The organism is Shewanella sp. K8, assembly GCF_028823715.1.
GTDB classification, from domain to species: domain Bacteria; phylum Pseudomonadota; class Gammaproteobacteria; order Enterobacterales; family Shewanellaceae; genus Shewanella; species Shewanella algae.
Map to the genome: position 1 here is coordinate 72,593 of NZ_JAPEHY010000012.1, position 17,135 is coordinate 89,727.

The 17,135-nt window shown below is 55.5% G+C and carries 13 protein-coding genes; 8 read left to right on the forward strand and 5 right to left on the reverse strand.

All coding sequences use genetic code 11. From position 1 onward, the window contains the following. The first annotated feature begins 63 nt into the window (after positions 1 to 63). The gene (hutW, locus tag ON072_RS08575) at positions 64 to 1,410 is read left to right on the forward strand and encodes a heme anaerobic degradation radical SAM methyltransferase ChuW/HutW (RefSeq protein ID WP_025888738.1); all 1,347 of its coding nucleotides are present in this window, start codon (positions 64 to 66) and stop codon (positions 1,408 to 1,410) included. Positions 1,411 to 1,565: 155 nt separating this feature from the next. On the opposite strand, the gene ON072_RS08580 is transcribed toward hutW, so the two are convergent. Continuing rightward, entirely contained in the window at positions 1,566 to 2,942 is a 1,377-nt protein-coding gene (locus ON072_RS08580; RefSeq protein WP_144224650.1) for an L-serine ammonia-lyase, read from the reverse strand. Positions 2,943 to 3,240: 298 nt separating this feature from the next. Here ON072_RS08580 and nagZ point away from each other — a divergent pair, with 298 nt between their 5' ends. From nagZ to ON072_RS08595, 3 genes are all read left to right on the forward strand, one after another. Continuing rightward, positions 3,241 to 4,257: a beta-N-acetylhexosaminidase gene (nagZ, locus tag ON072_RS08585; RefSeq protein ID WP_208137223.1), complete on the forward strand. Its 1,017-nt coding sequence runs from the start codon at positions 3,241 to 3,243 to the stop codon at positions 4,255 to 4,257. An 83-nt stretch (positions 4,258 to 4,340) separates the two neighbouring features. Continuing rightward, positions 4,341 to 4,901 (forward strand): alpha/beta hydrolase YcfP, encoded by a 561-nt coding sequence (ycfP, locus tag ON072_RS08590; protein ID WP_025888732.1) that lies wholly within the window; start codon positions 4,341 to 4,343, stop codon positions 4,899 to 4,901. A gap of 306 nt (positions 4,902 to 5,207) precedes the next feature. Next, complete coding sequence (locus tag ON072_RS08595; RefSeq protein WP_025011030.1) at positions 5,208 to 5,480, forward strand: acylphosphatase; 273 nt, start codon at positions 5,208 to 5,210, stop codon at positions 5,478 to 5,480. On the opposite strand, the gene ON072_RS08600 is transcribed toward ON072_RS08595, so the two are convergent. Genes ON072_RS08600 through ON072_RS08610 form a run of 3 tightly spaced genes read right to left on the reverse strand, consistent with a single transcriptional unit; the run spans position 5,481 to position 10,713 of the window. Continuing rightward, positions 5,481 to 6,599, reverse strand: coding sequence for a CsiV family protein (locus ON072_RS08600; protein ID WP_144224646.1), 1,119 nt, complete (start codon positions 6,597 to 6,599; stop codon positions 5,481 to 5,483). Further along, complete coding sequence (gene mfd, locus ON072_RS08605; RefSeq protein ID WP_144224644.1) at positions 6,599 to 10,063, reverse strand: transcription-repair coupling factor; 3,465 nt, start codon at positions 10,061 to 10,063, stop codon at positions 6,599 to 6,601. The genes ON072_RS08600 and mfd overlap by 1 nt, the downstream gene beginning before the upstream one ends. 53 nt (positions 10,064 to 10,116) lie before the next feature. After that, a complete protein-coding gene (locus tag ON072_RS08610) occupies positions 10,117 to 10,713 on the reverse strand; it encodes a hypothetical protein (protein WP_039035105.1) in 597 nt (198 codons plus the stop codon). 96 nt (positions 10,714 to 10,809) lie between these two features. Here ON072_RS08610 and ON072_RS08615 point away from each other — a divergent pair, with 96 nt between their 5' ends. The 3 genes from ON072_RS08615 to lolE are packed head-to-tail and all read left to right on the forward strand — an operon-like array spanning position 10,810 to position 14,007. Continuing rightward, positions 10,810 to 12,042 carry a lipoprotein-releasing ABC transporter permease subunit gene (locus tag ON072_RS08615; RefSeq protein WP_062793613.1) on the forward strand — a complete coding sequence of 411 codons (1,233 nt, stop codon included), beginning with the start codon at positions 10,810 to 10,812 and terminating at the stop codon, positions 12,040 to 12,042. After that, positions 12,035 to 12,751 (forward strand): lipoprotein-releasing ABC transporter ATP-binding protein LolD, encoded by a 717-nt coding sequence (lolD, locus tag ON072_RS08620; protein WP_044734777.1) that lies wholly within the window; start codon positions 12,035 to 12,037, stop codon positions 12,749 to 12,751. Before ON072_RS08615 ends, lolD begins: the two co-directional genes overlap by 8 nt. Beyond that, the gene (lolE, locus tag ON072_RS08625) at positions 12,748 to 14,007 is read left to right on the forward strand and encodes a lipoprotein-releasing ABC transporter permease subunit LolE (RefSeq protein WP_144224640.1); all 1,260 of its coding nucleotides are present in this window, start codon (positions 12,748 to 12,750) and stop codon (positions 14,005 to 14,007) included. The genes lolD and lolE overlap by 4 nt, the downstream gene beginning before the upstream one ends. Before the next feature lie 155 nt (positions 14,008 to 14,162). Here the strand turns inward: lolE and ON072_RS08630 are convergent, their stop codons facing one another. Continuing rightward, positions 14,163 to 14,669, reverse strand: a complete 507-nt coding sequence (locus ON072_RS08630) for a DUF2062 domain-containing protein (protein ID WP_025011025.1) — start codon at positions 14,667 to 14,669, stop codon at positions 14,163 to 14,165. 77 nt (positions 14,670 to 14,746) lie between these two features. Between ON072_RS08630 and ON072_RS08635 the strand changes: the two genes are divergently transcribed. Beyond that, positions 14,747 to 17,104, forward strand: coding sequence for a DNA internalization-related competence protein ComEC/Rec2 (locus ON072_RS08635; RefSeq protein WP_261753062.1), 2,358 nt, complete (start codon positions 14,747 to 14,749; stop codon positions 17,102 to 17,104). The last annotated feature ends 31 nt before the right edge of the window (positions 17,105 to 17,135 follow it).

The following is a 17,135-nucleotide window of genomic DNA, read 5'->3' on the forward strand; positions in this document are numbered from 1 at the left end:
TGAATCAAAATGATGGTAATGATATTTATTATCATTTAAGTCTGTCGTTCAACGGACTTTCCGATGATTTTCACTCCTTCCATGACGGGGATCGCCAGCCCATCCCCCTTGCAGTTTGCTTTTAGCCCAAAACGTGCGCCCCATTCCCATGGCGGAGTCAGAGTTGAAGCTCAGCTTGATGCCGGCCAATGGCACGAGCTTTGGCAGCAAACCTCGACCAGCAGCCAGCGTGCTCTTTATCTGCACATCCCTTTTTGCCGAAAACGCTGTAGTTTCTGTAACTTTTTTGAAAATGGCGCCAAGCCGCAAAGAATAGCCGATTATGTTGAAGCCTTGAGCGCTGAGCTGCGCCGCGCCGGCCAAAATCCACTGGTGCAAAGCAGGCCTTTCCAGGCCGTCTACATAGGTGGCGGCACGCCGAGCGACATGACGGCCAGCCAAATCGCACTTCTGCTGCGTTCACTGACTGATTTCCCCTTGAGTGATGATGCGGAAATCACCCTGGAGGGGCGTCTCAACGGTTTTGGCGACGATAAATGGCAGGCGGCACTCAATGGTGGGGTTAATCGCTTTTCATTCGGGGTGCAGAGCTTTGATACCCAGGTGCGCCTTGCCGCGGGGCGTCTGGACTCAAGGGAAAAGGTCATAGAGCGTCTACAGCAACTCAGCCGCCGAAATGATGCACCTGTTATTGCCGATCTTATCTTTGGCTTGCCCTGGCAAGATGAGCGGGTGTGGCAGCAGGATATTGCCGATGTGATTGAAAGCGGCATTCACGGAGTGGATCTGTATCAGCTGATAACCTTGAGTGGCAGCCGTATTCAGCGCCAGCAGCAGAGTGAGGCTGAAGCGCCGCGTGCTGACAGTGCTACTCGCGCGCGGATGTACGCTTATGGTGCCAAGACTCTTGAGGCTGGCGCCTGGCAAGCTTTGTCCTGTAACCATTGGCGCAGAGATGTCAGAGAACGCAGCCGCTATAACCATATGGCCAAAGCCGGCGCCGAGATCATTCCCTTTGGTGCCGGTGCCGGCGGTAACATTCTCGGGTATGGCATCATGTATGGCCGTGAGCTTTCGGCCTGGCAGCAGGCGCTGAAGCTAGGGATCCGGCCACCGGCCCATATTACAGCGCCTGTGCCCAAAGGATTTGCCGGCACGATTAAGGGCGCTCTGGACTCAGGCTCCCTGGCATTTTCTCTCCTGCCTGACAGTCTGGTCGGTCACTTGATGCCGCTGTTTTTACGTTGGCAAAGCCATGGTTTGGCCGAGCTCAGTCAAACGGCTTTGAAGTTGTCTCTGGCGGGGCGTTTTTGGAATGTCAGTATGCAGTCGGGCTTGTTTGAATACCTTGAGCGCAACCCGCCGGCGGAATATCCATCTGTTACACAGGAACGGGAAAATTGTGCTTAAGGTCTGCAAGCTATCAGAAAAAGAGGGTTACGGGCATAGGAAATCCTGTAAACAGGGGAGGCAGTAATGAGGCGTTGCCTGAGCAACGCCTCATATGAGCTTTGGTGAACGAATCTACTCTTGCTATCCCCTGAGTCAGCGCAGGGCGGCACCAATCAACATTCGACGATATTAACCGCCAGGCCGCCTTTGGCGGTTTCCTTGTACTTGCTGCGCATATCTTTGCCGGTATCCATCATGGTCTTGATCACCTTATCCAGGGAAACCTTATGATTACCGTCGCCGCGCAGCGCCATACGTGAAGCGTTGATCGCCTTGACGGCGCCCATGGCATTACGCTCGATACAGGGAACCTGTACCAGGCCGCCGACAGGATCGCAGGTCAACCCCAGATTGTGTTCCATACCGATTTCCGCCGCGTTTTCGACATGCTCGACCGTACCACCCATGATCTCGGTCAGTGCGGCTGCTGCCATGGAACAAGCCACGCCGACTTCGCCCTGACAACCAACCTCGGCTCCGGAAATGGAGGCGTTTTTCTTGTACAGAATACCTATGGCCGCGGCCGTCAATAGAAAGCGGCTACAGACATCTTCATCCACTTCCTGAACAAAGGTGTCGTAGTAGCAGAGCACGGCGGGGATGATACCGGCGGCGCCATTGGTCGGGGCCGTTACCACCCGATCGCCGGCGGCATTTTGCTCATTCACCGACAGGGCAAACAAGTCCACCCAATCCATGGCATTGAGGGGATCGATATTGTTGCGGCCCTCAGCCTTGAGGCGGCGATACAGCGCCGGGGCGCGGCGGCGCAGCTTGAGACCGCCGGGCAAAATACCTTCTTTCTGATAGCCTTTCTCCACGCAGGCCTTCATGGTTTGCCAGATATGCCACAGTTTGGCTTTGACTTCACTCTCTGGGGCTATGCTGAGCTCATTGGCCATCATTAATGAAGAGATGCTCAGGCCATTGTCGCAGCACAGTTCCAAGAGTTCGCTGGCGGTATTGAAATCGTAAGGAGCCTGGGCAATGGGGGTCGCCGGAGAGGCGTTACGCTGCTGAATTTCATCCTCATCGAGAATAAAACCGCCGCCGACCGAATAGTAAGTGCGTTGATACAAACACTCTCCGCCCTTGAGGGCGTAAAGTGTCATGGCGTTGGCGTGTGCAGGCAGTGTCTTGCGTCTGTGGTAGGTGATGCCATCTTCGCGGGTAAACTTAACCTTACGGCCATCGCTGAGTGTCAGTGTCTGGCTGCCGGCCACCTCTGCCAGAATCGTCTCTATGCTGTCGGTATCGACGGTTTCCGGATCTTCCCCCATCAATCCCAGGATCACCGCCTTGCCGGTACCGTGGCCCTTGCCCGTTTGTCCAAGAGAGCCAAAAAGCTCGGCCTGCAGTTCGTCGACCTGTCCAAGTAAGTCATCTGCAGCCAGTTGTTCGATAAAGATTTTGCCCGCTTTCATCGGACCCACGGTATGGGAACTGGAGGGCCCTATACCTATCTTGAACATATCGAATACGCTAATCATTTGGTTAACCCTGTTGCTGTTTCGTTGTTATTTTAGTCATTGGGAGGCGCATTGCTCGCGCATACGCGGGTTTCGGAGTAACCTTGACCCAGAGTTACTCTGCCCATAGGGCAAGTATCCCATACTTTTGGCCTGGAATATCATTAGTTATTTTTATCAAGCTATGGTCGGATTAGCCTTGCTAACAATGGGATTGACCCTAGTCGCGCTATCCTGGCAGCCATACCTGTATCGGGGCTAACACCATTTCGTACCTTTTTCAGTCGCTTTCATGCGCGGTACCCTGTTGGAGATGTTTATGAGTCACTTAATGCTGGATCTTGCCTCTGTCGAGTTGACGCCAGAGGAGGCCTCTGTCCTGCAGCACCCGGCCGTTGGCGGGCTAATCCTTTTCAGCCGTAATTACCAAGACAGAGAGCAACTGATAGCCCTGATCCGTGCGGTTCGCAGTGTGCGTCCCGAACTGCTGATCGCCGTCGACCATGAAGGGGGCAGGGTACAGCGTTTTCGAAAGGGGTTTACCCAAATCCCAGCCATGGGCGATATATTGCCGGCCGCCGCAGGCTCGCTGGAGCTGGCGACAACCTGGGCCAAAGAGCTGGGCTTCCTGATGGCCGTTGAGCTCTTGGCCTGCGACATAGATTTAAGCTTTGCCCCTGTGCTCGATCTCAATGGTATCAGCCAGGTGATAGGCACTCGCAGTTTCGCCTCAAAGCCCGAGCAGGTCACCGCGCTGGCAGCGGCCTTTATTGAAGGCATGACTGAGGCCGGTATGGCCGCAGTTGGCAAACATTTTCCAGGCCACGGCAGCGTCGAGGCCGATTCCCATATTGCCCAGCCGGTCGACCCGCGCAGTTACCAAGAGATTGCCGAGTGTGACATGCAGCCTTTTTCACAGCTGATCGCCAAAGAGATGCTCCAAGGCATTATGCCGGCTCATGTCATTTATTCCGAAGTAGACCCTAACCCAGCCGGTTTTTCATCTTTTTGGCTCAAACAGGAGCTGCGCGGCAAATTGGCCTTTAACGGGGTGATTTTTTCGGACGATCTCGGCATGAAAGGGGCGGCGGTAGCCGGAGACTATCAGGCCAGGGCCAGAGCGGCACTGGATGCCGGTTGTAACATGGTATTGGTATGCAATGACCCTGAGGGCGCCAGAAGTCTTCTGGGGGACTTCCCTTGGCCAGAGAGCAATCCTTTCCCGGCTGCAACATTAAGGGCCGACCCCGTAAAGGTGATGCGTGCATTACAGGATGAAGTACGCTGGGACCGGGCCCGCGAGCTGGCGGCAAGGATTTCATCCACAAAAAATTGATTTGGCACAATATAGGCGCAAACTAACTTGGTTAGTTTGAAACCTGTATAACCATGACTGGAAATGAGACTTGAGGAAACAAAATGATTTTGTATTTTCACGGATTTGATGCCACCAGCCCGGGTAATCATGAAAAAGTCAGACAGTTACAGTTCATTGATGATGATGTGCGTCTCATCAGCTACAGCACCCAGCATCCCAGACACGACATGCAGCATCTGCTGAATGAGGTCAGTAAGCAGCTTAAACTCACCGATGACCCCCATCCATTGATCATAGGTGTGGGGCTGGGGGCCTATTGGGCCGAGCGAATCGCTTTTCTGTCCGGGCTCAAGGCGGTATTGGTCAACCCCAATCTGTGGCCGGAGGAAAATATGCCCGGCAAGATAGACAGGCCGGAAGAGTATGCCGATATTGCCAGCAAGTGCGTGACCGATTTTCGCAGTAAGAATCGCCACCGCGCCCTGTGCCTGCTGTCGACCGAGGATGAGGTCTTGGACAGCACCCGCAGTCATGCCTTGCTCAGCCGCTATTATGAAGTGATTTGGGACAAACAACAGAGTCATAAGTTTGCTTCGCTGGCGAGCCATTTGACTCAGATAAAAGCCTTCAAGCAAACCGAGGGTGTTGAACGGGTAGGATAAATATCCACTCATACGGTAAATTGGGTGCTTTTTGTGATCCAAGTCACGAGAGTGCCTCCGGGTTGTTTTTCAGTTTGTTTCGCTGGTTGCATCGGGCCATTGACTGTGTAAAGTTACCAACCATGGCGAGTTTGATACAGAATGTTACATTCGGTTGTTCATACAGTGCCAGACCTTTTGCGTATGTCGCCCGATGCAGCTAACACTCTTTTGTTAGCTGTTTTTTTTGCTTTTTTGTTAATCAACTGCTTGATTTATAAGCATGGCAACACAAGGCCACCAAGACAAGTCTACAAGGAGACGCCCATGAAGCGGGTGCTGCTGACTGTGAAAGGCAAGGTGCAGGGAGTCTGTTTCAGACGCTTTACCCAGCAAAAGGCTCAGTCACTTGGGGTGACAGGCTATGTGCGCAACAAAGAAGATGGTTCGGTGGAGGTGTTGGCGCAGGGCGCCTTCCCGGCGGTCGACCACTTGATTGCCTGGTGCGAGCAAGGGCCACCTCAGGCTCGGGTCGATGGTGTGTATGTAGAGGAAGACGAGGCAGATGAGATCTACCTCGACTTCTCTATCAGTGATTGATCAGAGCTCTTCGCCACCATCGGCTTGAGTTTGGCTGCCCGGCTGGGCCATACGCCTTACCTGTAGGATCATCCCCATTCTGGGATGATCGAAGTAGTGTATTTCCCCGCTGCGAATACGGCGATTCTGTTCCATGGGAATGCTGTAAAGAAAGGGGGGTTGCAGTTCAGGTTCGCCTTCCTGGGTGGCCAGAGATTTATAGCCGGCCTCCCTCAAATTAAAGCGGGTTTCCACATAGAGATAATGGCTGAGATAGATATTTAAAAGCCCATCGAACTCCCACACCGCCTTGGGTGTTTTGGGGACCATCAAGCTCCCAAGCGCTGCGTATTCCTCACTGCCCATTTGATTTGGTTCACTTAGGCCATTGCCTATTGCCTGCCCAGGCAGTTTGTCTTCCGACAAGCCATTCAAAGAGGAGCTTGAAGTCGTGTCCAACTGGTTCTGGGGTAAACCTGACTGCCTGAACTGCGAGCCATAGTTACGGCCACCAAAGAGATGCATCGCCTCTGCTCTATGGCGAGGTTTCATCTGTTGCTGCCAGGTGAGGTGCAAAAGCCCTTTCAAACCGCTCTGCCGCTTGAGGGCATTGATAACACCGCCAAATTGGGCCTGGCTCTCACTGAGCAGCAAGGCGCCGGGTTGGCTGGCTGTGCTGCTGTCTCTGGGACTGATATTCACAGGCAACTGCTTGGGCATACGGATTTCCGCTTGCTGCTGTTGGCAAGGCAAACCGGCGGTATCCGCTTGAGTCGTGTTATCGGTCTGGGCCAGAGATATCACTTGGCCTGCCTGAAGGGGACGGCCGCGCTGTGAGTCAAAGGTATCTTTATTGAGAGCCTTATCTGCTGCGCTGTCTGCGGATTGAGATTGCCATTGCGGATCACAGTCTCCCACAGCCATGCTGCTTGAGCCGATTTCGGTGGCGACCTGGGGAGTGATCAAGTCTATGGTCTTGTTCAGCTTGAGCTCCAGCGGCGTATCCGGCCACTTTTCCGTGCTTGGCCCGGGGCGTTCAAACAGGTATACCTCGACTTCGTACCAAGGGTATTGTGCCGCCTGCAATACAGGCGAAAGTGTCAGCCCCAGAGCCAGGGTTGCCAGCATATTTCGATACACTATTTTTCTCCCACAGTGTGTTGTGCCAGTTGTTGCAGCAGTAGACCCACCATCTCCAGGCGTTCTTTACTGCTTTCGGCCGCCAGGGTGAACTTTAACTTATTCGGTCCATCCATTCGATAGATTTGTGGCTGGGATTGCAACAGGCCGATGATAAAGCCGGGATCGATAATATGATCGTCACCGAACTCGACACTGCCGCCGCGGGCGTGAAAATCGAGTTTCTTCAGCCCGAGCGCTGTGGCCTGATGCTTGTACAGTGTCAGTTGCATCAGGTTACGGGTGGCTTCAGGCAACAAACCGAAACGGTCAATCAGTTCTACCTTGAGCTCATCCAGCGCCGCTTCCGTAGTGCAGTTGGCTATCCGTTTGTAGAGCGATAGGCGAATATTGACATCGCCCACATAGTCTTCCGGCAACAGCGCCGGGATCCTCAGCTCGATTTCGCACTGCTGGTTGAGCATCTGCGCCAGGGATGGCTCCTTGCCCTGTTTCAGCGCCTTGACCGCCGACTCCAGCATCTCCATATAGAGGCTGAAGCCTATCTTGGAGATATGGCCGCTCTGCTCATCCCCCAGCAATTCACCGGCGCCGCGGATCTCCAGATCCTGAGTCGCCAGCATAAAGCCGGCGCCAAGATCTTCCAGGGCATCAATCGCTTCCAAACGCTTGCGGGCATCTGAGGTCATGCGTTTCGGATGCGGGGTCATCAGATAGGCATAAGCCTGGTGATGGGAGCGGCCAACCCGGCCCCTGAGCTGATGCAGCTGCGCCAACCCGAAGGTGTCGGCCCTCTCTATGATGATGGTGTTGGCGCTCGGCACATCGATACCGGTTTCAATAATGGTGGTACACACCAACACGTTGTAGCGTCTGTGGTAAAAATCGGACATTACCCGCTCCAGCTCGCGCTCACGCATCTGGCCGTGGGCCACTACCACTCTGGCATCGGGCAACAGCTCGCGCAGCTCTTCGGCGCGTTTCTCTATGCTCTCCACATTGTTGTGCAGGTAATAGACCTGGCCGCCACGGAGGATCTCCCGCTCTATGGCCTCACGGACACTGGCCTTGTCGTATTCGCGCACGAAAGTTTTCACCGCCAGGCGTTTGGCCGGCGGGGTGGCGATAATCGACAGATCTCGCATGCCGGACATGGCCATATTCAGGGTGCGGGGAATAGGGGTCGCCGTCAGGGTGAGAATATCCACATTGGCCCTGAGCGCCTTGATCTTCTCTTTCTGCCGTACCCCGAACCTGTGTTCCTCATCTATGATAAGCAGACCGAGGGCGTCAAATTTCACCTCGCTGTTGAGCAGCTTATGGGTGCCGATAACAATATCCACCTTGCCGTTTGCCAGGTCGGCAATCACCTGTTGCTGCTCTTTGGCGGTGCGAAAACGGGACATGACTTCAATCTGCACCGGCCAGTCGGCGAATCTGTCCTTGAAGTTTTCATAGTGCTGCTGAGCCAGCAGAGTCGTGGGCACCAACACCACCACTTGCTTGCCGGCGTTGACGGCAACAAAGGCGGCGCGCATGGCCACTTCTGTCTTGCCAAAGCCCACGTCACCACAGATCAGACGGTCCATAGCCACCGGTGACTGCATATCGGCGAGAACGGCGGCGATGGAGGTTTCCTGATCCACTGTCTCTTCGAACGGGAAACCCTGGGCGAACAGGGCGTATTCGGCCTCATCCAGTTCACAGGCCTCGCCGGGGCGGGCCTGACGGCGAGCGTAAACATCCAGCAGCTCGGCGGCCACATCACGAATGCGCTCTATCGCCTTCTTCTTGGCCTTGGCCCAGCTCTCGTTGCCCAACTTGTTGAGGTTGGGGGATTCATCCGGCGCCACGGCGTAGCGGCTGATGAGGTGCAGCGACGACACGGGCACATAGAGTTTGTCGCCACCGGCATATTCCAGCTTGAGGTATTCGGCCACCACGCCGCCGGTATCCAGGGTTTCCAGCCCCTGATAGAGGGCGACGCCATGCTCCAGGTGCACTATGGGTTGGCCGACCTTGAGCTCGGCGAGGTTTTTAATCAGGGCATCGCTGCTGATCTGGCGTTGTTTTTCCCGCCGCCTCTGCTGGGAGATCCGCTGACCGAAGAGCTCTGTCTCGCAAATAATGCTCAGCTTGGGCTCATTGAGTACGCAGCCCTTGGCAAGGGGCGAGACGATTAACCCCAGCGGCGCATCCGAGTCAATAAACGCCTTGAGATGCGGGAACAGTACCGGGCGCAACTCTATCTTGGCCAGAAGCTCCATCAGCGCCTCGCGGCGGCCTTCGGATTCGGCGCTCAGCAGGACTCTGCCTGCCGAGGCGATATAGTCGGCCAATGCCTGCAAGGGCTGCTTCAGCTTATGGTTGACCGAGATATCCGGCAGCGTGCTTACTGCAGCCAATTGCTGCGGTTTTTGGGCATCCACCTGGCTTAGTTGCAGTCTTGGCCAGCGCTTGAAGGCGGCAAACAGCTGCTCGGTCAACAGATATAGGTCTGCCGGGGCCAGCAAGGGCCGCAGCGGATCGACCCGCCTGTCTTCATAGCGATTGCGCACCTGAGTCAGGTGGGTGTCGGCGGCCTGCTGCAGGTCGCCCAGCGTCAGCAGTTGCACATCGCCGGCAAAATAGTCGAATAGGGTCGCGGTTTCATCAAAGAACAAGGGCAGGTAGTTTTCGATACCGGCGGGCATCAAATGGCGGCTCACCTGCTGATAGATGGACTCGGGCTCTTTAACCAATACTTCAAAATAGCGCCGATAACGCTGGCGGAAGCCTTCTATGGCCCGTTCATCAGTGGGGAACTCCTTGGCCGGCAGCATTCGTACCTGCGACAGGGGTTCCTTGGATAGCTGGGTTTCAGGATCGAAATGGCGAATCGATTCCACTTCATCATCGAACAGTTCAATTCGCAACGGCTCGGCTGAGCCCATGGGAAAGATATCCAGAATCGAGCCGCGAATGGCAAATTCGCCATGTTCATAAACCTGGCCGACCAGATGGTAACCGGCGCTGACCAAATGCTCGCGCATCTGTTGCAGGCTGTAGTTGTCGCCCTTGTTCAGCAACATCACATTGGCCGACAGGAAAGACTTGGGCGGCAGTCGCACCATCAGGGTGTTGATAGGCACTATTACCAGGGCGCGCTTGGCACTTGGCAACCTTGACAGGGTTTCCAGCCGCTGGGAGATCAGATCCTGATGCGGCGAAAAGCTGTCGTAGGGCAGGGTCTCCCGGTCGGGAAACAACCACACGGGCAGGGTATCACCCAGAAGGTATTTAAGTTCGGCTTCCAGTGTCAGGGCAGTTGGCGTATCCGCTGTCACCAACAGGCTGACACCTTGATGTTGGCGGGCGAGGTTGGCCAAGGTCAGCGCGCGCTCCACGCCTTCGCCGAGGCCGAGATGGCGGATCTCGCCGGCCTTTGGGGCACCCTCAGGCGCCAGTACAGAAAACTTATTCATTGAAGATGTGATAACAGATTCATTCTGAATGGATTGCGCACCATTGTAGAGATTTAGGATGGCTCATGCCAGTTGGGATCCTGACTGGCCTTACGCCGCTTGAGCTGCTTTTGTTGCACGCTGAGACTGGCCTTGACCAAGAGTTCGATATCGGCATCCTGGATCACTCGATAGTCGAGATCGGCCAGAAACTGGCCTTCATGGTCTGGGTCGTCGCGGCATTCCCGCACCGAGGCGATGCACTGCAAGGACAGGATTTCATCGCGAATAAACAGGGTCAGCTTGCAAAATGTACCGGCGTCCAGTGCCTGGGGTAACTGCACCCGCACGCCGCTGCCGCCAAATTGCACCCCGGGGCAGTGTTGGCCTTCGCGGCTCTCCTGCTCCAATACGTGCTGTAACACCAGATCTATCTTACGGGACTGGAGTTTGAGGTAGTCGACTATTGCCCGGCCCTCATCGCCGAGTTGCCTCAGCTGCAACAAACAGCCGGCTTCCAGCGCCTTGACCTCGCTCATCAGTTTCAAGCCGGTGGATTGCATCGCCAGCAGTTGGCTCTCGGTCGGCAAGGGAGTGTCCTTGGGCCAGAGGCTGAGATAGACATCGAAGGCGTGGGGCACGCTGAAGTATGGATTGGATTCAGGAAACAAGGTCCCGCCTCTTGTATTTACCCGGTCAATCCACCTATTATCGTGCCCACTTCATTGATTTAGCAAGCGCAGCGCACAGGACATGCTATCCCTCTCATGAATCCGGGACTCTCATTTTACATAGGTTATCGTTACTGGCGTGCCCGCAAGGCCAACGCTTTTGCTTCCTTTATTACCTTCTTCGCCGTCAGCGGGATTTTTCTCGGGGTGGCAGCATTGATTATTGTCAGCTCTGTGATGAACGGCCTGGAAGGCCAGCTCAAGACCCGTATCCTGGGGGCCATTCCACAACTGACAGTACATACGGACAACTCTTTTGATGACTGGCAAAGCTTTAAAGGCGATTTGCAACAATTGCCCGGCGTGCTTGGGCTGGCGCCTTCGGCGACCACCCAGGCGATGGCCCAGTCGGCCGATAATATCAGTGCGGTGCAGCTCTATGGCATCTACCCCGAGGCCGAAAAAAATCTCTCGGTTATAGCCAAACACGCCTATCTGGATGCCTTCGATTCGCTCAGCAGCGGCAGCTACCGGGTGTTGTTGGGCTCAGAGCTGGCACGGCGGCTCAATGTTGCCACCGGTGACAAGCTGCGTCTGCTCAGCGGTGATGGTGTGGTGTACTCGCCGCTCGGGCCTGTTCCCAGCCAGCGAATTTTTGAAGTGGCGGGTATTTTTGAGATGGGTTCTCAGGTCGATGCCGGGGTGGCTTTTCTGCACTATGAAGATGCCCGCCGCTTGATGCGTCAGTCGCCAAAGCAAATTCAGGATCTCAGGCTGTTTTTGAGCGACCCCTTCAGCGCTCCGGCGCTGGCGCCCAAGGTTGAACATTTGTTCGAAGATAAGGGAGTCGAGGTGAGCGTCAGCGACTGGCGTGACAGTTATGGCCATCTGTTCGCCGCGGTGAAGATGGAAAAGAACATGATGTCTTTGATGTTAAGCCTGATTGTTGCGGTGGCAGCCTTCAATATCGTCTCGGCGCTGGTGATGATGGTGGTGGATAAAACTGCCGATGTCGCCGTGCTCAAGACCCAGGGGCTGGGCAGGCTGGATATCATGACGATTTTTATCTCCCAGGGCTCCCTCAATGCCCTGATAGGCCTGGCGCTGGGTTTGGGTGTTGGCATAGTGGCCACCCTCAACATTAATCCGCTGCTGTCGACCCTGGGGATCGCCGTATTGGGCGCCGGGCAGAGGTTACCCGTGCAGCTGGAACCGCAGCAACTGGTGCTTATCGCCATCGGCACTCTGCTGATGACCCTGGCCGCCACCTTGTACCCGGCTATTCGGGCCGCCCGGGTAGAACCTGCGACTGCACTTAGATATGAATAAGAGAATCAATACCATGCAACAAGCCGCGCTCCTTGAAGCCAAAGCCGTCAGCAAGAGTTACCAGGAAGGCAAGCTCAGCACCAAGGTGCTCGAGCAGGTCGACCTCAAGGTGTATCCGGGGGAGCAGTTGGCGATTGTCGGCAGTTCGGGCTCGGGCAAGAGTACCTTACTGCATATTCTTGGCACCTTGGATAAGCCCTCTGCCGGTCAGGTGTTGCTCGAAGGCGAGGACTTATACAAGGCCTCGGCTTCCCGCCAGGCACAGCTGCGCAATCAGGCGATGGGCTTTATCTACCAGTTTCATCATCTGTTACCCGAATTCAACGCCCTGGAAAACGTGGCCATGCCGGGGCTGATTGCCGGTCGACCCAAGGCGGAAGTGCGAGCACAGGCCAGGGCTTTGCTCGAAAGAGTGGGGCTGGGACATAGATTGGATCACACCCCGGCGGAGCTTTCCGGTGGTGAGCGCCAGCGGGTGGCCATTGCCAGGGCCTTGATCAACAGCCCCAAAGTGGTACTTGCCGATGAACCTACAGGTAACCTGGATGCCCACAGCGGCGAGGCTGTCTATGAGCTTATCCGCGAGCTGGCCTCACAACTGGGCACGGCTTTTGTGGTGGTAACCCATGATCATCAACTGGCGGCCAGGATGGATAGGCAGCTGCAGATGGTCGATGGTCGTTTGTCGGCGCCGGAGGCGGGCCAATGACGGCGCATCCCGCCTTGCTGCCCCTGGTCATCGGCTGGCGCTTTTACCGTGCCCGCCAGAGCAGCAGCTTTATCAGTTTTATCTCTTTTGCCTCCACCGCAGGTATCGCCCTCGGGGTTGCCGTGCTTATTCTGGTGCTGTCGGCGATGAACGGCTTTGAGCGCGAGCTGGAGCAGCGCCTGCTCGGGGTTGTGCCCCAGGGGGAGTTGAGCCAGGTTCGTGAACCTATTCATGACTGGCGTCAGATAGTGTCGGACGCCGAGCAAATCGACGGCATCAGCGCCGCCGCTCCGCTGGTACGCATGCAGGGGTTGGTGCAAAAGCCGAGCGGTTTTGTCGGCTTGTCTGTGGTGGGGGTTAACCCCGAGGCCGAAGCGCGGGTTTCGACCCTGAATCAGTATCTGACACAGGAAAGCTGGCAGAGCCTCGAGGGCGACAGCAATCATATCGTACTGGGCCAGGGGATGCTGGACAAACTGGGACTTAAGGTGGGTGAGCGCCTGACCCTCTATCTGCCATCACCCCATGGCAAGGGCAGTGGTCAACTGGCGCAGGCTCGCAGTCATTCACTGTTGATAAGCGGCAGCTTTCGTCTCGGCGGCGAGCTTGAATACACCACGGCTTATGTGCCCATGGCCTATGCCCAGCGCCTGCTTGGGCTTGGAGACGAGGTGACCGGGGTGAGAATCAAGGTTGAGCGGGTATTTGAAGCGCCGCGGCTGATTCGCGAGCTGGGTTATGCCCAGAGCCAGACTTTGTATCTCAACGACTGGACCCGCACCCAGGGGCATCTTTACCAGGACATTCAGCTGGTGCGCACCGTCATGTATCTGGTGCTGGCATTGGTAATAGGTGTGGCCTGTTTCAACATAGTCTCCACCCTGGTAATGGCGGTGCGTGACAAGGCTTCGGAAATCGCCATCTTGATGACCATGGGACTTAAGCGCGGCGCCGTGATGCTGGTATTTATTGTCCAGGGTGCGCTCAATGGTGTGCTCGGCTGCGCCATAGGAGCTCTACTGGGGGTACTGCTGGCCAAGAATCTCTCGGCCATCGCCAAGGGGATTGAGCAGTTGACCGGGCATAAGTTGCTCTCGGGGGATATCTATTTTATCGATTTCTTGCCATCCAGGCTTGAGTTGGCAGACGTACTGGTCGTGGTGGCTATGGCGCTGCTGATGAGTCTGCTGGCTACCTTGTATCCGGCGTTCAGGGCCAGTCGAATCGCCCCGGCAACCGCCCTGGCCGGGCGCTGATAAGCGACAGGCACATCCTAAATAGCAAGAACCCGGCCATCGCCGGGTTCTTGGTTTTGGTTGGCTGAACATGCTTTGGGTTGCCAAGTTTGGTCAGCGCTAAGACTAGGTATCCCTGAATTGTGCCGCTCCAGTGATGTTACTGCCAGCAGCAATTACTTACGTCGTTTTTGCCACTGCAGATAGATGGAGTACTGCCAGGCACTCTTGATCACAAAATATCCCGTCAGGGCACTGACCACACCCAATACCAAACAACCGAGCAGGAAAGGTGGGCCTATGGTACTGATGGAAGATTCTATCCAGGCCCAACTGGCTTCGAAGGTAAACTGCTGCGGCGGGTGATTGAGCAGCTTGGCGCCTATCAAATAGGCCAGGTAAAACATGGGTGGCATGGTCACAGGGTTGGTAATCCAAACCAAGGCGACCGACACCGGCAGATTGACGTGGAAGTAGATTGCCAGCGCGGCGGCCAACACCATTTGGAACGGCATCGGCATCCAGGCAACAAACAGGCCTATGGCGAAGGCGCCGGGGGCAGAGCGGCGATTCAGTGCCCAGAGGTTGGGTTTGTTCAGCAGGCTGCCGAAGATCTTGAGGTGTTTATGATTCCTCAGTTTCTCCGGATCGGGCATGAATCTCTGAATGATCTTTTTTGGCATAGGCTTGGATTGCTGTCTTAAATTACTCAATGATGAATCAATGCTTATCGGGCTTTTGCATCGCCGTACTCTCGGCCATGCTTTGGCCTTGGATACCGCCCTTATTCTCATTGCCAATTATTGCAGTGCTGCTGGTTTTGTGCCTCAGAGTCTTGAGCGGGAGCTGGGTTCCCAAGGGAAGTGCTTTGCTCTATGGTGCTTTGGGCGGTGTGCTGTGGGTCAGTGTTTACTGTCAGTTAGTTATTGATATTAAAAGCCTTACTGACTCATCATCCAGCTCTGAAACGTCTGTTACTCAGACACTGCGGGGCGAAATCATATCACTAGTTTCTGCAAACGGCGACTGGATCCGTATGGATATTCGGCCAATTGATGATAATTCTTCAACCCTGTTGGCACCCCTGGCCGCCATGTGGCGTTTGAGCTGGCAGGGGGATGCATTGCCGTCACCGCAATTGGGTGAGGTGTGGCAGTTTGAAGTCAAACCCAGATCCTTCGCCGCCGTGCTCAATCAGGGCGGCTTCAATCGTCAGCGCTATCTGCTTGGCGAGCGGATAGCCGCCAGAGGCCAGGTGATATCAGGTGAGCGGCTGTTGCCATCAACAGGACTCAGGGCCCGATTGGTCACGGAATTAACCCCAGTATTGGTTGGAATAGAGGGCGGCGATCTGCTGCTGGCGCTGACCTTGGGTGAGCGGTCACTCTTTTCCAAGGCGCGCTGGCAAGAGCTGCGCCAGTCCGGCAATGCCCATCTGGTGGCGATTTCCGGTCTGCATCTTTCGGTGGTCGCCTTCTGGTGTTATCTGCTGAGTTTTGGAGCGCTCAAACGTTGGGCACCCGCCTATGGGCGGCGCAATCTGGTGTTGGCATCTTTGGCTGCATTGCTGATGGCACTCTTTTATGCCTATCTGGCGGGCTTTGCCATTGCCACCCAAAGAGCCTTGTTGATGCTGTTTTTGCTGGTGCTCTCTTCATTAATGATGCGCTATGCCTCGGCCTGGGATCGGCTGCTGTGGGCGCTGTCCTGTGTGCTCTTGATTGACCCCTTGGCCAGTCTCAGCGGTGGCTTTTGGCTGTCATTCTCGGCACTGGCGTTAATTTTGCTGAGCCTTAATCATCAAGTTCATAATCCTAACGCTCTGGAGCAGGAGCAAGAGCAAGTGCTGACCCACTGGCCAGCCAAGCTCAAGCGCTGGGCCTTGGCATTTTGGGCGATACAGTGGCGTCTATGTCTGGGGCTGTCGTTACTGCAGGCGGTACTCTTTGGTGCCGTGACGGTTCACAGCCTGTGGCTCAACTTGCTGCTGGTACCTTGGTTCAGTTTACTGGTGATCCCTCTGGCGCTGCTGGCACTGCTGCTGTGGTTGATTTTTTCCGCTCTCGGCATGGATGCAGTGGCACTCATGCCTTGGCAATTGGCGTCTCTCAGTCTCTGGCCGGTGCAAAAATTATGGCAGTTCAATAGTCAGCTTCCCGGCGGCTGGCTCATGTTGCCGCAGGCTCTCAGCGCCGCGGCGCTGTTGCTGTTTCCGGCATGGTTTTGTTGGCGTTTACTGCCCAAGGGGCGGGGAGTGGCCATGCTGCTGATATTGCCCTTTGTACTGCAGCTCGGGCTATGGCTTGGCCTGCTCAAACCCAAGGGCTGGCAAATGCATATGTTGGATGTAGGCCAGGGGCTGGCTGTGGTGGTACAAAAGGGGCCTAATGCATTGCTCTATGATACAGGTGCGGCTTTTGGCGAGCGTTTCAGTTACGCAGAGCGGGTGATAGTGCCTTTCCTTGGCGCCAAAGGCGTGACCAGGCTCGATTTCCTTATTGTCAGCCATGGCGATAATGACCATGCAGGCGGCGCCCAAGTGCTGATGCAGGCCTTTGACAAGGCAGGTTTGATAACCGATGTTTCTGAGCTCAAGAGCAGTCATCCAAAGCGTTGGCACAGGGGCTGCCGTCCGGGGATGTTCGAGTGGCAAGGGATAGAGCTGAACTTTCTCGGCCCCGAGCAGCCAGAGCCAGGCAACAACGGTTCCTGCGTGCTGCAACTCTTCGATGGACATCATAGGGTACTGTTGCCGGGGGACATAGAGCTGGCCGCCGAGGTTGCCTTATTGTACAAAAAAGGCTCACTTGAGAGCGATATTTTACTGGCGCCCCATCATGGCAGCCGCACTTCATCTCACCCGGAGTTTATCGGCGCAATCGCACCCGAGTGGGTGTTGTTTGCTGCCGGGCATGGCAATCGCTGGGGGTTTCCCAAAGAGGAGATACGTTTGAGATATCACGCCTTTGGGGCCCAAGCCTTGATTTCCGGCGAGCTGGGGCAGGTGAGTATCCACTTTGATAGCCAAGGTTATACAGTGCACAGTTACCGCGAGGATCTGGCGCCATTTTGGTATAACCGCTTGTTTGGGTTTGGTATGGCAGGGAATCCAGAGTAGAATGGCGACTTTGTCATAAATATAGTTTCGC